General features: G+C 39.7%; 13 protein-coding genes. 10 read left to right on the top strand and 3 right to left on the bottom strand.

Translation table 11 applies throughout. The features are described 5' to 3' along the window. Positions 1–794 precede the first annotated feature (794 nt). Genes JKG61_RS07975 through JKG61_RS07985 form a run of 3 tightly spaced genes read left to right on the top strand, consistent with a single transcriptional unit; the run spans position 795 to position 6,785 of the window. On the top strand, positions 795–4,013 hold the full coding sequence (locus JKG61_RS07975; RefSeq protein WP_202102432.1) for a SusC/RagA family TonB-linked outer membrane protein: 3,219 nt from the start codon (positions 795–797) through the stop codon (positions 4,011–4,013). An 11-nt stretch (positions 4,014–4,024) separates the two neighbouring features. Next, the gene (locus tag JKG61_RS07980) at positions 4,025–5,398 is read left to right on the top strand and encodes a RagB/SusD family nutrient uptake outer membrane protein (protein ID WP_202102433.1); all 1,374 of its coding nucleotides are present in this window, start codon (positions 4,025–4,027) and stop codon (positions 5,396–5,398) included. A gap of 22 nt (positions 5,399–5,420) precedes the next feature. Continuing rightward, positions 5,421–6,785, top strand: a complete 1,365-nt coding sequence (locus tag JKG61_RS07985; RefSeq protein WP_202102434.1) for a TlpA family protein disulfide reductase — start codon at positions 5,421–5,423, stop codon at positions 6,783–6,785. 83 nt (positions 6,786–6,868) lie between these two features. Here JKG61_RS07985 and JKG61_RS07990 read toward each other — a convergent pair whose 3' ends face one another. The 3 genes from JKG61_RS07990 to JKG61_RS08000 all read right to left on the bottom strand — a co-directional run bounded on the left by JKG61_RS07990 (position 6,869) and on the right by JKG61_RS08000 (position 8,970). Next, positions 6,869–7,336, bottom strand: coding sequence for a hypothetical protein (locus JKG61_RS07990; protein WP_202102435.1), 468 nt, complete (start codon positions 7,334–7,336; stop codon positions 6,869–6,871). Positions 7,337–7,423: 87 nt separating this feature from the next. Beyond that, positions 7,424–7,843, bottom strand: coding sequence for a MauE/DoxX family redox-associated membrane protein (locus JKG61_RS07995; RefSeq protein WP_202102436.1), 420 nt, complete (start codon positions 7,841–7,843; stop codon positions 7,424–7,426). Positions 7,844–7,989: 146 nt separating this feature from the next. Next, positions 7,990–8,970, bottom strand: coding sequence for a helix-turn-helix domain-containing protein (locus tag JKG61_RS08000; protein WP_202102437.1), 981 nt, complete (start codon positions 8,968–8,970; stop codon positions 7,990–7,992). A gap of 383 nt (positions 8,971–9,353) precedes the next feature. Between JKG61_RS08000 and JKG61_RS08005 the strand changes: the two genes are divergently transcribed. From JKG61_RS08005 to JKG61_RS08035, 7 genes are all read left to right on the top strand, one after another. Beyond that, positions 9,354–10,424 carry a hypothetical protein gene (locus JKG61_RS08005; protein ID WP_202102438.1) on the top strand — a complete coding sequence of 357 codons (1,071 nt, stop codon included), beginning with the start codon at positions 9,354–9,356 and terminating at the stop codon, positions 10,422–10,424. A 152-nt stretch (positions 10,425–10,576) separates the two neighbouring features. Then, positions 10,577–10,954: a helix-turn-helix domain-containing protein gene (locus tag JKG61_RS08010; RefSeq protein ID WP_202102439.1), complete on the top strand. Its 378-nt coding sequence runs from the start codon at positions 10,577–10,579 to the stop codon at positions 10,952–10,954. An 874-nt stretch (positions 10,955–11,828) separates the two neighbouring features. After that, positions 11,829–12,458: a fibronectin type III domain-containing protein gene (locus tag JKG61_RS08015; RefSeq protein ID WP_202102440.1), complete on the top strand. Its 630-nt coding sequence runs from the start codon at positions 11,829–11,831 to the stop codon at positions 12,456–12,458. 92 nt (positions 12,459–12,550) lie between these two features. After that, on the top strand, positions 12,551–12,937 hold the full coding sequence (locus JKG61_RS08020) for a hypothetical protein (protein WP_202102441.1): 387 nt from the start codon (positions 12,551–12,553) through the stop codon (positions 12,935–12,937). A gap of 65 nt (positions 12,938–13,002) precedes the next feature. Beyond that, entirely contained in the window at positions 13,003–13,488 is a 486-nt protein-coding gene (locus JKG61_RS08025) for a CHAP domain-containing protein (protein ID WP_237249409.1), read from the top strand. A gap of 85 nt (positions 13,489–13,573) precedes the next feature. Then, a complete protein-coding gene (locus JKG61_RS08030; protein WP_202102442.1) occupies positions 13,574–14,011 on the top strand; it encodes a hypothetical protein in 438 nt (145 codons plus the stop codon). A 236-nt stretch (positions 14,012–14,247) separates the two neighbouring features. Then, complete coding sequence (locus JKG61_RS08035) at positions 14,248–15,411, top strand: ATP-binding protein (RefSeq protein ID WP_202102443.1); 1,164 nt, start codon at positions 14,248–14,250, stop codon at positions 15,409–15,411. The last annotated feature ends 202 nt before the right edge of the window (positions 15,412–15,613 follow it).

Consider the following 15,613-nt stretch of genomic DNA (forward strand, 5'->3'; position numbering starts at 1 on the left):
TTCGCCAATTAACTGGATAAATTGTATTTTTATATATAAGTCCAGTACGGCGACCTCTTGTCAGTCTTAAGGATTCTGATATTCATCTCGAATTGAAGACGGTCTGGCGGCCGAAAAAAAGGTTAAGCATAGAGGTCTGCCTATTGGCACCTGATATTATCTTTTTAGAATGAACTTCGTTAACATAAATTTAAAAATTATGAGAACGAATTTTAAAACCACCAAACAAGATCAGCCATACTCGATCTATGATCGCAGTTACTGGTTATCCATTTCCCTAACAAAGAACAAAATATCTCCTCCAGAATAGGATCGATACCCCTAAACAGAAAAAAAGAGGCACGGATTGCTACGTTTTTTCTCAAAACTTTTTGAGATTTCTCCACTACGGTCGATATGAAACCGTAAACGAGAGCTATTACCAGCAATACCTATACTTTTTTATTCTGTAACACCGGCCTATCATACAACCTACAGGAGGCTGTACAATAGACTGATATCACCTTTTCTTTCGTACTTTAAAGGTAATAATATCATTCTATTTGGGCAAGCCCTTTTGTAAGGATATTATTGTTTTGCAATAATAGAGGTCGGTTTTTGAAATCTAAAAACCCAAGTGTCTTATAATCTACGTATAGAGACCAATTAATTCACGCTTTTCCACACTTGGGAATTTTCTAAAGCATATTGTTGTGCGCTAATCATAAAAGCTTCATTCCTTGCTCGGCACTTAAGTAACCCGCAGTAGGCAGAACGCTCTATGCAGAATCCGCAACAATAAAAAAAACCTAATAATGAAAAATTATACCAGATTAAAATCTGTTTTTATGATCTGTGCCTTGATGTCTTTTTTTACGCCATCAATTTACGCACAGCAACAAACCCTCCGCGGAAAAGTCAGCTCCGCAGAGACCAATGAACACCTAGCAGGCGTAAGTATTCAGGTCAAAAACAAACAGACAAGTACCAAGACCAATGCCAAAGGGGAATACCAAATTAGCGTGTCGACAGGCGATGTGCTTGTATTTAGCTCTGTAGGCTATGCCAACAAAGAAGTCAAATTGGAGCAACAATTGGTTTTGAATGTAGCCCTCAGCCCTACTCGCCAAGAAATTCAACAAGTGGAGATCAGTACAGGTTACCAAACCATTAACCCCGAGCGTTTTGTCGGTGCGGCCTCCAAACTGGATAGTGCTAGCTTCCATGATCAGGCCGGGAAAGGGATTATTGAAAGGTTAAAAGCGAATGTGACCGGAGTTTTATTTCCGAGACAAGCAACGGAAGAGCCCACTATTCGTGGATTAAGCACCCTATACGCTATTGCCGGGCTCGGTGTTCACGCTCCATTAATAGTTGTCGATAACTTCCCCATGGATCACCGCTTTGACATGAACAGCATTAACCCCAATGATGTACTGGATATTACTGTTCTGAAAGATGCAGCTGCAGCTTCCATCTGGGGAGCACGGGCCGGGAATGGGGTTATCGTGATCACAACCAAGAAAGGAAAGTACCAGGAGAAGTTGAACTTTTCGGCCAGTTCCAATTTTGGCATCACCGAAAAACCAGACTTGTACGCCTACGATCGGATGGAGATTGCAGACTTTATAGAGGTGGAGCGTTTTCTATTTGGCAAGAACCATTATACCGCCCAATTGAATAATAGCACCACACGTCCCATTGTTTCCCCAGTAGTGGAGGTACTAAACCAATTGAAAAATACTGACATCGACGAAGCTACTGCCGAGGCCTTAATTGCTGGCTATAAAAAGAATGATATCCGTCGTGACTTGGAGCGCTATGTTTTTCAAAGGGCCATCAAGCAACAACATTATATAGGCATGAATGGCGGTACGGACAATGCCAACTATTCCCTCTCTTTTGGTTACAACCAAAACAGGTCGAATCTACAGCACAGCAAAGCTTCTCAGGATTATACGGTAAAAGCCAACTATGGGATGAAGCCCATAAAAAACCTGGAGATTAATACTGGTTTATTCTATACCAGTGCAAAGAGTCCCGCAAGCAATTTACCCCTTTTCTCGACTATACCCTATGAAGCTTTGGCCGATGCCGACGGCAATCCTCTTGCTACGAGTCGCCTCATTCGACGAAGCTATTTAGATACCGCAGGTAATGGCAAACTACTGGACTGGCAGTACCGCCCATTGGACGAAATGCGCTTGACCGACAATAATACCCATACCAAATCCATCAACCTCAATGTGGGTGCAAGCTATCGCATTTTTGATGGGTTAAGGGGTAGTATACAATACAATTTTCGTACGCAAAATGGCTTTCAAAAAGAACTTCGTACTCAAGAAACGTATTATGTTCGTGATTTGATCAATCGGTTTTCAGTTATTACTGGCGACGTTGCCAAGAGCGAGTTTCCTATGGGCGCCTACCTCAACCTCTACGATACCGAAACCAAGAGTGAAAACCTACGTGCACAACTGGATTATGCCAAAAGCTGGAAGGTACATAACCTGTCCGCCATGCTGGTTGCCGAACGATCGGAATCGGTCAGCAGCGATCGAACGAACACTTTTCTTGGCTACGACGATGAATACGAAACCTACAAGAAAGACATCAACCACAATATAGCTTACCCTATATTTCAACGCATAGCTGGTACCACGGGTAAAATACCAGAGAACAACAAATTGTCCTCGGGCAACACCAGTCGGTTTGTATCCTTCCTAGCCAATGCTTCTTATACCTACAAAAATCTGTACACCCTATACGGTAGCGCCAGACGTGATGGGACCAACTTCTATGGCGCCACAACCAACAACAAATGGAAGCCTATGTGGTCCATCGGTGCTAGCTGGAATATATCCAACGAGGCTTTTTTCGATCTGTCTTGGATCAACTCCTTAAAGGTAAAAAGCTCCTTTGGGTATATGGGCAATACCGTGCCTATTACGGGCTTGATGACTATTACTCGGCAAAAAATACCAGATGAATTTACAGGCTTACCCTATGCCACTATCCCAACCCCACCAAACCCTACCCTGCGCTGGGAGCAAATCAAAACCATCAACACGGGACTTGATTTTAGCTTGTTGAACAATCGTCTATCGGGTACTATAGACTACTTTCACAAGCAGTCCATTGATCTAATTGCCAGTATGCCGATGGATCCAACTATAGGCATAACAAAGCAGCAAATAAACTCGGCCAGCCTAAAGACGAATGGTACGGAGCTTAAACTAAATAGTCGCAATCTACAGGGGCCTATTCAATGGAATACGGGTTTCGGATTTTCTTATGTAAAAACCATTGTAACTAAGTTTTTTGATAATGGCTATCGAGCGAGTGACTTTATCGGTCTAGGTGTTAATCCGACGGAAGGGCAGGTTGCTTATGGCTTGGCAAGTTATAAATGGGGCGGCTTAGACCCTTCCAATGGACAGCCACAAGGCTATTTGAATGGAGAGTTATCCAAAGACTATCAAGCTATTTTTAATGATTCCATTCAAAATCAAAACTTTCACGGTTCCAGTATGCCCTTAGTTTATGGTTTTATTAACAACAGCATCAGCTATAAGAACATCAGCCTTTCGGCCAATATAGCCTATCAATTGGATTATTATTTTAGAGCCAACACGATTGACTATTCGTTATTATATAACGTAAACCGTGTTACCCACCCTGACTTTAATAAGCGTTGGCAAAAATCTGGAGATGAGTTGACAACAACCGTACCTGCTATGGCCTATCCAGTTGTGGCAAGGAGTGATGCCTTCTATGCCAACTCCGAAGTCAATGTACATCGAGCGGATCATATCCGATTACGGGATATCCGTCTCCAATATAGGATCAATAAGGGGAGCATACCTCATTTGCCCGTTCAGTCCGTTCAGCTATTCTTAAATGCCAGCAACCTCAACATCATCCTCTGGCGTGCCAATAAAAAAGGATTAGATCCCGATCTAACGTATCCCTCTCAATACCAATCCTACCCTTCCTCCAAGATCTGGACCATGGGTTTCAATATTCAATTTTAAATTTCACCATCATGAAAATTATGTTTTTGATTAGACTATGCCTAATCAGCTTAGCCTTTATTGCCCTTTCTTGTCAAGACTTTTTAGACGAGAAGCCCGCGAAACACCTAACTGTTCCGAACAGTTTAGACGATTTACAAGCCATATTGAATAATCGTAATTTATATTTCTGGAACAGCAGTATGCCTGAAGCTTTCGCAGACAATTATTATGTGGAAGAATCTGTTTGGCTAGCGGCAAGTGAGGCACATGGTAAGTTTTATTACCATTGGGATTCAAAAGTTCCATCCGATCAGACATGGAATTATTTTTACACATGGATAATCTATTACCCAAATGTAGTGTTGGATCAATTAAATAATTTTAAAGAGACAAGTGAAAATCGCCAGCAATACAATACCATAAAAGGAGAAGCCCTGTTCTATAGAGCCTTTGCATTTTGGCAATTGGCCCAGTTGTATTGTAAACCCTATTCCGAAACAGCTAAGACTGATTTAGGTATTCCGCTCCGTACTACCGCCGCTATCGAAACACCTTCCGTACGAGCTACGGTACAACAGACCTATGATCAAATAATTGGGGATTTGTTGCTTGCATTGGATCTTCTGCCTGAAGAATCTGTTGTGCCTACTAAACCTAATAAGACAGGTGTCTACGGCTTACTTTCGCGTTGTTACCTTTCCATGCGAGACTATGTCAATGCAGGCAAATATGCGGATTTATGTTTAAAGGCACATTCGGACTTGATTGATTTCAATACGGTTAAAACAGATCCTTTACCTTTTAAACGATTTAATAAGGAAACTATTTATTATGCCTATTGTGGGAACACTGTTAGTATTCTTGGAAATCCAAGAGGACGTATTGATACGCTACTTTACCAATCCTATGACGAAAAGGATCTTCGCAAAAAACTGTTTTTTACTGAAATGACAGGAGAGAACGTAGGTAGTTTTCGTTTTACAGGTTCTTATGATGGAGAACATAATATTGCAGGCGTAGTACATAGCATAACTACTGCAGAAATGTACCTAAACCGAGCAGAGTGTTTTGCGCGTGATGGGAAAAAAGATTTGGCCTTAGCAGATTTGAATACATTGATGAAAAATCGTTGGGACAATTCCGTTCCCTATCCTAGCATCACTGCCACATCGGCTGAAGATGCTTTAGAAAAAATTTTAGTTGAGCGTAGGAAAGAACTGGTGTACCGAAGCTTGCGATGGACAGATCTACGCCGCTTTAACTTAGAAGGACGTAATATTACTTTGGTTCGAAATGTTAATAATCAACAATATTTATTGCCTCCTAATGATCCAAGATGGGTCATGTTGATTTCCGATGAGGTCATCAACAGAACAGGTATGCCGCAGAATCCAAGAAATTAATACTATTAAAAATAACAAGAGAATGAAAATGATATTTATAGTATTGGTTTTGTTCCTTTTATGGAACAAAACCAATGCACAATACCAAGCACTACAAATCGGCGAAAAGATGCCTGACTTTGAATTTAAAATCCAAAATTACAAAACACCTACGGCTCGAATATCCGACTTCAAAGGCAAGCTGGTCTTTTTTGACTTTTGGAGTACCTATTGCAGTTCCTGTATTGCTGGTTTTCCAAAAATGGAAAAATTGCAAGAAGAGTTTGGGGATCAAATCATCATTATACTGGTCAATATGCGGGAGACACAGGAGGAAGTAGATAAACGATTAAAAGCGCGTAAAAGTATAGCACCCGAATTAAAGCGCATGCCTTCCATTATCGGAGAGGAAGCCTTCGCACAACTTTTTCCACATTACTACGCAGGAAACTATGTATGGATAGATCCACAAGGCATCCTCCGTTTGAATACAGCCGTAACCAAAAACATTCATGCAAAAAAGATACAAGAGGTTCTTGATGGGAAAGAAATATCCTTCTTAACAATTAACAAACAGTATGGTTTAACTGATAATGAACCAAGCTTATTGAATATCATCAATACAGCTGATCCTAAAAATGCAGATTCCTATTCTATCCTAAGTCCAGTCAACCTAGATTATTACCCTGGAGGTGGTCAGTTAGTAGATCAAAAAGATTCGATTTCAAACACGATTCGAAACACCTATATCAATCGAGGGTTTGCAAACTTATATAATTATGCCCTTCAAGAAAGCTTAGACAAGGAGTGGGAATCTAAAATATTTGGTCCAACAAATACCCGTCATCATCTTGATCGCTTTCGCTTTTTGGTGAAAGACACCACTTTGTATGATAATCTATATCTACTTCCTAAAAACAAACACACGGATGAGTATGTAACCCGTAGTCAATACTGCTACGAACAAGTACTTCCACAAAACGTAACAAAGGAAGAAGCGCAAAGGTATATGAAAGAAGATCTTGATCGTTATTTTGGAATTCGATATGGATGTAAGGTCACCGTAGAAAAAGTTGAAATACCTTGTTACTATTTAACGAGTTTAACTAATCCCATAAAGCTCTCGGAAGATGAAATCAAGACAAAATTGAAAGCGTTGAATTTTAATGAATTTGGCTCTACTATGGATTATAACAGTCTGGTAAGTTCTTACTTTTATACAATTGGAGAGTCTCCGTACGTCTTCCTTGGTCTAGGTGTTCCAAAAGAGTTTACTGCAATCATTCCAAAATGGGATCAATGGAAAAAAAATAGTACGTTTCAAGATTTACAACAGGTATTGGGATTATACAACCTAAAACTTGTTAAGGGAACAAAACGGATAAATATGATTGTTGTTAGAGACTAAAAAAAACATCCCTCTCTGAAATATGGATCAAAGAGGGATGTTATTAAAGTAATGAACCTTAAAAGTTTACTTTGAAGTAGGTTTTATTTTAAATTTCTAAACTGCAAAGTGACTACGTTGTTATTTGATGCGGTAATAGGCTGATTATGCATACCTGGTTGATTCCAATTAGCCAAAACCACTTCACCTAATGGTGTAGGTAAACCTGTTTCTGGGTATTTAAATAATGGTTGACCTTCCTCATCCAATTCAAAGTCTCCCCCTTCAAAACAAAAGCCACATAGAGTTTCTGGATTTAACTCACAAGTGATGCTATTTGTTGGAGCAGCATAAGATCCTGGATTTGTAGCTTCAGCTGCATTTGAGGTTGGTTTGTCATTGCCTGTATATTCATAACAGGTCTGCGTTAAACTCACCTCCGCTTTGTGATAAAGCGTATACGAGCTTAGCAATAGTGCTAATGCGAGCACCCCTAGGGCTGTTCCTAAGCCACCTAGTTTGTCTGTGGATCTGGCTTCCACTTGTCCCATGTTTTGATCTTTCTTTTTCATGATCTTGTTTGTTAATTTGTTAATAAATTCAATTGTTTTTTGGTTAAAATTTTGCTTTTCCATAGCATTAAAATTTATAGTGATTAATTAAAAAAAGTTTAAGTTTCTTCTCCAATACATGCCGATAACGGCTAGTACGATGAGTGTCCAGTTGAACCAAAGATGCTGGCTTGCCGATAGGATATCAATGAAGCCCCCACAATTGCAATAACTTGATTGGAGGCCATAGATGATATAATATAGTGCCCCTGTAAACGCCAGCATGATGAGCAGTGAGGCATACAGCCCCAGTAGTCGTGTCCGTGCAAAAAGAAGTAATAACGAAATAATGACCTCGGAGCCAATGACCAATTGGGCTATATGACCAGCATATGGCTTGAAAGGGGTATACCGCTCTAGTCCCTTCACAAAATTGCTGAAGTCCCCCCATTTTACCATTGCCGTATAGGCAAATAGCAATAAAAATAGGAGGGCAATGAGCTGTACGATTATTCTTTTCGTTTTCATATTTTACTTCTTGTTTTGTTTTTTTTATTAGCCACACTTTTGAGTTACTGTCTGAAACAAAGGTAGGTACAGCTACCGCTTTACAAGAAGTCCAAAACCGACTCTTATGAGGTCTAATTTCTACATTACCAAATACATACAAAAAACTAGCGCGGGTATTTCTGCGTGTACTGGCTAGGCGGTATAGAATATTTCTTGATAAAAGCCTTTCTGAAAGCGGATGAATCGTTATAATCTAAGATAAATGCGATGTTTAAAATACTGTAATTAGCATAGAGGTATTCGATAGATTTCTCGAGTTTAGCGGTGTTGACAAACGCACTAATAGTACATGCATAATGTTTTTTGTGTATTCGGTTCAAATGGTTAATCTCTATATAGAATTTGTCGGCTATTTCTTGTATAAGGGGTACGGGCTGTTCCTCTTCAATAAGCGTGTGGATATACCTATGTATTGCCTCCAACTTAGCCTTTGCACCGGCTTCGGGATCGATGGGTATTTCATCTTGATGGGCGCCATGCAAGTTGCCAATAGCGGCATAGATAATGGTTTCTTGTTTGAAGCCTTTTTTATAGGGGATTTGAAGCAAACGGAAAATATCGGTCAGCATCGCATCGCTCATAGCGGTAGGAGAAGATTGGTAGACCAGACCAGGAATAAGGGCAATAGGGAAGTCTTCGGCGCTGAGGCTTAGCGCATCTTCGTGTTTTGCCAACCATTCGGCAGCAATGACAAAACCTACCAGAATATGTCGCCCTGGGGGTACCCAAGCCTTGAAAACGCCTTTTTCGACATAGAGTTGCTGCTGTTGTTTTTCTATAAGTATAGGATTGCTATTGTCATAGGCTTCTACTCCGATTCTTCCTTGTAACATGTATTGCCAATGGATATCGGGATGATGGATAACAATAGGGATTCTTAGGGCTTGCTTGGCTTTGATCTCGATGCAGTAGGACAGCATGTATTTGCCTTTGAATACTTGGACAGCACAGTAACTATCGTCTACATGCCAACACATCTTTTCATTGGCATAGGCAATAGGATAGCTGATATCCGCCGGTAACTGCAAGGTTTTGCCTGCCTGTGGATACGCCTTAAGGAAGTCTATAGCGAAACCGACAATCATTCTAGCTGTTCTGACCTACAAAAATAGGTGCGAAATACTCTATTGGAAAGGAAACATTCTTTCCAAATCACCGAAATGGACGAAAAGCATGGTATATTTCTTTCCAAAGTAGATCTACTTGACTTTTTACCATTTAGACATTTGATAATTAGACACATATATATTAGCTTCATTATTACTTATAAACCAATACGAGTTATTATGAAATATCCATGTAGCAGAACTGCACAAACACCAATGACCGCGAAGCAGCATGCACACCAACGACAACAATCCGTGCATAATATAGTTTGGATATTCCATATGGCCATTAAAAAACAAACCGAGTGAAACGAGCTCATTTATACAAATGAAAATAGACACTGATAAATAATTATATACATATGAAAGAATTCACAACACAAACCATAGCAATACAGCTAGCACTATTCAGACTTATCGCGGCCAAACATACCCCAGAAGAGGATTGGGTGAATGATTCTCGAAATCTCCTCAAAATCGAGATGCGCCCCTTGAAAAATCGAATAAATGGATCAACGCAACTGACGATGAAGGAATTACTTACTTTGTCCAAGTATTACTCGATAACCTTAGATGATATTGAAATAGAAGCTGAATTAGACTTACGTGTCAAATGGAAAAACACATTATGTTCACCTCTTCAGGAGTCAAAATGTCCACACAGTCAACACAGCATTAGATCAATGCCGGTTCTGGATGAAAACCTAGAGGGCATAGCCAACCACATTGATGCGGTAATACTTGACCTCTCTACCCATAGTCAGGCAGAAAGGATCTCTATGAAAACAATCTATACAGACTTACCTCTATTTTACACCTTACCCTATAAAGAGCTATTTTACTTTATGTTATATAGTTATTACCACCACTTGGTAAGTAAGGACAGGTCTTATGAAGATTTTGTCGATATGCTGGCCGATAGGGATATAGAGCAAAGATTCCTTTCCTTAAAATCAATTTATGACCAAGCCTACTGCCAAGAAATATGGACGAATGATATTCTTAATAATACTTTGCAGATTCTCAAAGAATGTATGCTCCATAGAAAGATAAAAAGTAAAAACAATTTTTCTTTAATTATGAAGCAGTTGGATACACTAATTACGCATGTAGAAGAATTGAGTACAGATCCAAATAGACAAACGGAACTCGGCTTGGAATTGAGGAGATTGAATACGGTAAGGCCTAACGGTTTTACGCTTATAGAGGATTCGAACGGTAACAGTCGGCTGATAAATCAACTATTTATGCTCGATTTTTTTGTTACGTCCAATCCCAATTTGCTGATTAGCTATCAGCAGATATATAATACCACATTGGCAGGTTCAGACTTATTTGCGACAAGCTCTAATGCAATACTAGCGGAGTACTTTAATGGACTAAGAGACAAGCTGATCCACTTCAAACACACTGTTAATTTACCTAGCATGTAAAATAAAATACAAACCTGTCTTATATAAATTAAAATGTGCAAAATACAAATGATTTAGCTCTGTTACATAAATATCGAGCGGATCGATGATTTATTTATTAAACCGCATGGGAGCAATCGCTCAACTTGAACTGTGCATGAAGTTATATCACCATGAAAAAAGTGTTATTACGGATAGTCGCTGGACTAGAAATGTATCTTGAACAAATCCGAGAGTTCAACGCAAACTTCAAGAAATTAGTAAACTATATGGCTTTCTTCGTAGAAGAACCGCTTGCTGACAAACTTCCTAAGCCTACTCCCGAACCTGATTCGAATCCTGAAGAACGTTATTTGGAAAGTGAAATGCTAACCATTAAGATGGTTTGTTCTATTCTGAAGGTGAGCCGATCGAAGCTGTATGATTTTAAAGAAAAGGGGGAGTTGACTTTCTTTGAAAGGCCTGGTGGGGGTATCCGCCTGTGTCCTGAAGAGGTGGAACGGCTACGGTACTGCTACTCCCGTACCCAAGGGGAAGGTGTAAGCATTTGATTTTGAAGTATACACTTTAACTAAAAAAGTATATAGGTTCAATGTAAATGTTCAATCGTTTAAAAATAAACTGTATTCTGTTCCATTGCTATTATAATAGAATACGCAAGAATTATACTGGATTGATCGGAACTACTAATAGTACATTATAATGGCATATACCAACCACCTATTACTTTATACCTTTGTGCTGTACGAATACCGGTGTGGCTTGCACTACTGAGCTATAGAATTATAATTGCATAATAGGAATGGAGAGGTACATAAGTAGCTATCTCGACACTACACGCACCTGGTCGGAAGGTATGCGTTAGTGGCACGAGAATACGCGTCTTAAGTATAAAAATATGCGCTGATCATACACGAATAGACGTTTAATAGACTCTTTAAGTCTTCGCCTGCCTACGAATACTATGGTATGGCCTAGTGCTACGCTTTTGCCATAGACATATCTAGGTTGACTGCTCTCTTACGTAGGTATAAGGCAAACCCATTTAATAATGGACAACACTGTAATATTGGTATCGAATACATAGCTAAGTCTGGACTCAACTTATTTCCTGCTAAACCTTTTGTTTGATAGATGTTGTCCAGAATTGTCGCAATTGGTGTATTTAATAATTTATTTCTTGTACGGACTTGTATGCACTTGTCTTAAAATCAACCTCATTCTTGTATTTTTTTGTCGAAGTTGTCTGTTTTTTCGACTTTCCTTTTTACCCACCTCATCTTCGGGTATAATTTCAAAATTAAAATTATGATAACATGTATAGCACATCCCATTCGTGCCGGACCAAAGAGTTAGGTGCTCGAAAGATGACTCTTGCCAGGTTGCAAGAGGGAACAGATTACTGAAGACTAAAATTTTATTAAAATGAGAAAAGAACGCATTTATATTTCTTATAGTGAGTGGGATGATTATTCCCTGTCAAGTTTAGCGGGCAAGACATTGGCCGCTATGAAAAACAATGTGAAGTTTCCAGATCCAAAGCCTGATATGGCCGATTATGAATTGTTGGTGAACGATTTCCGCAGCAAGCATGAAATGGCCGTGACAGGTGGTCAACTGGAACGCAAAGCGCGAGACAATGCGCGAGATAAAATATTGAGCGCCATGCGGCAATTGGCTTTTTACGTCAACGTGGTCGCAGATGGTGATGGTGAGGTGCTGGCTAGCTCGGGTTTTATGTTGGTTCCACCTCCTAAAGCAAAAGGACATCCGACGGTAATGGTTGGGATGCGCTTGGAGGACGGTCGTATGTCGGGAGAAGTAAAATTCGCTTTCACACCACAGAAAAATATCTCGGAATATGAATATTGCTATGCAACCGAACTTGATGAGGAGAAAGCACCTATCTGGGGTGAAACCAAAAGTACCAGTACCTCTAGAACTAACTATATTAGTGGTTTTACGCCTGGTGAAAAGGTTTACTTCCGTGTGCGCGCACGTAATAACAAAGGAATTGGCGACTGGTCGGAACCGATTTACTTAATTGTCCGGTAGACAAGAAGTGACAGAGTAACGGAGTTAATGCTCAGGCGGATTCGCGGATCCGCCTACCTTATCAACTCTATAAACCCTATAAATAACATATCATGCAAACAATAATAAACATGCCTTCTGGGCTGACCTTGGGTTGGCAGAAGGAATTATCCGTTAAACAAAAGCTAATTTTAGGGCTTTTGTTTCTGCTCATTGCCTGGCTAATGGTATCTACGGTATTGCAACTGTCGGATCCAGCTATCGCTGTGCTAGACTTTGGTACATTTACCCTTGCGGTTTTTGGGATACTGCTTGGCTGGCTCACTATTTATATCAGCGTTTGGCTGCAGGAAATGCTTTGGCAACCTTTCAAAATATTTAGACAAAATTTTTATTATCACTTCAATCAATTGACATCATGGCAACAATGTATTCTTTATTTCTCGGTGTTTTTCTTGCTGTTACTTGCAGTATTGAAAGCATTCGCAATGGTTTTTTAATAGTAGTAAACAACACAGCAGTTAGCTGTGGGGCATCCAATCAAGTTTTTTCAACGTCATCCCGATTGAAGCATAGCGGAATAGAGGGATCTATGGATAGGGTATCTAATAACAGGGATAGGATCATAGCAATTGCTTCTGCTGAACTCGGTGTGCGGGAAGCTACGGGCAATAACGATGGCCCTCGTGTGGAGGAGTACCTTGGCTACACGCACCTGGGATCTGGTTATGCTTGGTGTGCCAGCTTCATCTCTTGGGTATACGCACAGGCTGGCTTTGCCCAGCCCCGTAATCCTTGGAGCCCTGCCCTATTTCCTAAGGCTAGGGTCTATTGGAAAGGAGGTGCTTTCGTCCAGGGCCATAAAAACAAGTTTGAAGCAGCTGATGTATTTGGAATATATGGTACAACAGCAAAGCGTATTAACCATGTTGGGCTAGTGAAGGTGATGCAAGGGAATTACCTGATTTCGATCGAAGGCAACAGCAACAATCGCGTAGAGTCTAGACGTCGGCATGTGCGAACGATTTACGCCTTGGCCGATTGGTTGTAATGTATTTACGCTAGTATCTTGGAGTAAAACGAACTAAAGTCGAATAGGTCTACAAGTTTAATCTCAGAAATAATAAATCTATATTATGAAACACGCATGTTTAGTAAAGCACCTCTTTTTAATACTCCTGACCGCATTATGGAGTAGTGCTTGCCGCAGCAACAAAGAAAGCAACTTTTTGCAACAACAGGTGGAAACCAGCTCGCATAACCAAGCCTCTCTACAATGGCATCGCTCTGATAGTACCATGCGTTATTGGTACTATCAGAGCGATAGCCCATTTTATTATCATCCTGAAGTCGGCTTATTCGGCACGTCAGGCCGCTTGGCCGTTGGGGAAAAGCAGCTGAAACATCAGGCTGGAAAAATTCAGCAGGATAGTAGCCATTACCTTATCGTAGAGCAATCCGCAGGAAGCAAAAAATCAATACCAAAAGATCGTTCTAGTGGGTGGATTTATGTGATTGGGATTGGCATTTTCTTGGTTATTGGGCTTGGTAGCTACTTAAAAAAACATCTTTAGTATGAGTAAGGGATTTGTTGTTATTTAAAGGTTTCTTAAAAGACCTTCAACTGTTGTACTTAGCTTAACAAAAACGAAAAAACTTAATACTGACTACCAGTTAATTAGCTTCTTTTTTCCAGATATTCCAAAATTAAACAGCATATATTCCAAAGTTTATGTTCAGATATTCCAAAGTTTAAGTGCGGATATTCCAAAGTTTAGGTATATTTGTTATAAATAAAGGAGGTTGAATAATGGCTGAATGGATTAAAAGAACAATGGCGGAAGAAATAAGGAAACGAATTAAACAGTTTCCAATTTTAGCGGTGACTGGACCACGGCAATCGGGTAAAACCACCCTTCTTAAAACATTATTCCCAGATTACAATTACGTATCTCTCGAAAATCCAGATAACAGGTCTTTTGCAACCGAGGATCCGAATGGATTTCTTATTCAATACGCTGGTAAAACTATATTGGACGAGGTTCAGCGAGTGCCCGAACTGTTTTCTTACTTACAAACTGCCGTAGATGCCTCTGGTGAAATGGGGCAATATATTCTTTCTGGTTCGCAGAACTTTCATTTGCTTAAGCATATTACACAATCTTTGGCTGGAAGGGTGGCGCTATTTCGACTCTTACCATTAGATACAGAAGAATTAGACGCAGCAGGGAAATTACCAAACAATTATTTAGATGCCTGCATAAATGGAGGATATCCAGCTATTTACCATAGGGGACTTGATCCTGTAGATTTTTATGCCAATTATATTCGTACGTATATTGAAAAAGATGTTACCGAATTAATCAATATTAGGGATATGAATAGTTTTCGTACGTTTCTTGGGCTATGTGCAGCACGAGCAGGACAACTACTGAACTTAACGGCGTTGGCGAATGACTGCAATATCTCTCAACCTACGGCAAAAGCATGGTTATCTATTTTGGAAAGTAGTTATATCATTTTTCAGCTTTATCCTTATCATAACAACTTTAATAAACGCTTAGTGAAAACACCTAAGTTGTATTTTTATGATGTTGGATTGCTTTCTTATTTATTGGAAATTCGTAAACCGGAAGAGTTGTCCATAAATAGACTAAAAGGGAATATTTTCGAGAATTTTGTTATTGCTAATTTCCAGAAACTTAATGATAATAGATACCAGCATCTCAACTACTATTTCTGGCAGGATCATAACGGAATTGAAATAGACTTATTACTTAAAACGGCCAACGCTTTTGATGTCTATGAGGTGAAATCTACCCAGACATTAAGTGCTGCACTATTTAAAAACTTGAAGCATTTCATCGAATTAGCTTCGCCTGAAGAAGTTCGACCTTACTTAGTTTATGGAGGCGATGAGGAATTAGTGCGAAGTGATGTTCAAGTACTCCCATGGAAAATGTTAGCTCCTTAGTAAGGACCCAACACGTGAAAAAATTTTGGAAAATTTAGCAGGATGCAAGCAATTGAGGAAACAACCTTAAATACATGAATATTCCGACAAAAGTACACCACGGATTCCGGACGAAAGTACACCAGGTTTAGTGACCAATAACCCGAGCTATTTTACAACTGGATTGTATTAACTTTTCAAACTTAATGATTTTTTTTCTTTC

The sequence above is a fragment of the Sphingobacterium faecale genome, from assembly GCF_016746095.1.
Taxonomy (GTDB): domain Bacteria; phylum Bacteroidota; class Bacteroidia; order Sphingobacteriales; family Sphingobacteriaceae; genus Sphingobacterium; species Sphingobacterium faecale.

Coding starts and splice junctions, on each gene's coding strand:
- JKG61_RS07975 (WP_202102432.1), top strand. CDS start 795: ATGAAAAATTATACCAGATTAAAATCTGTTTTTATGATCTGTGCCTTG.
- JKG61_RS07980 (WP_202102433.1), top strand. CDS start 4,025: ATGAAAATTATGTTTTTGATTAGACTATGCCTAATCAGCTTAGCCTTT.
- JKG61_RS07985 (WP_202102434.1), top strand. CDS start 5,421: ATGAAAATGATATTTATAGTATTGGTTTTGTTCCTTTTATGGAACAAA.
- JKG61_RS07990 (WP_202102435.1), bottom strand. CDS start 7,336: ATGAAAAAGAAAGATCAAAACATGGGACAAGTGGAAGCCAGATCCACA.
- JKG61_RS07995 (WP_202102436.1), bottom strand. CDS start 7,843: ATGAAAACGAAAAGAATAATCGTACAGCTCATTGCCCTCCTATTTTTA.
- JKG61_RS08000 (WP_202102437.1), bottom strand. CDS start 8,970: ATGATTGTCGGTTTCGCTATAGACTTCCTTAAGGCGTATCCACAGGCA.
- JKG61_RS08005 (WP_202102438.1), top strand. CDS start 9,354: ATGAAAGAATTCACAACACAAACCATAGCAATACAGCTAGCACTATTC.
- JKG61_RS08010 (WP_202102439.1), top strand. CDS start 10,577: ATGAAAAAAGTGTTATTACGGATAGTCGCTGGACTAGAAATGTATCTT.
- JKG61_RS08015 (WP_202102440.1), top strand. CDS start 11,829: ATGAGAAAAGAACGCATTTATATTTCTTATAGTGAGTGGGATGATTAT.
- JKG61_RS08020 (WP_202102441.1), top strand. CDS start 12,551: ATGCAAACAATAATAAACATGCCTTCTGGGCTGACCTTGGGTTGGCAG.
- JKG61_RS08030 (WP_202102442.1), top strand. CDS start 13,574: ATGAAACACGCATGTTTAGTAAAGCACCTCTTTTTAATACTCCTGACC.
- JKG61_RS08035 (WP_202102443.1), top strand. CDS start 14,248: ATGGCTGAATGGATTAAAAGAACAATGGCGGAAGAAATAAGGAAACGA.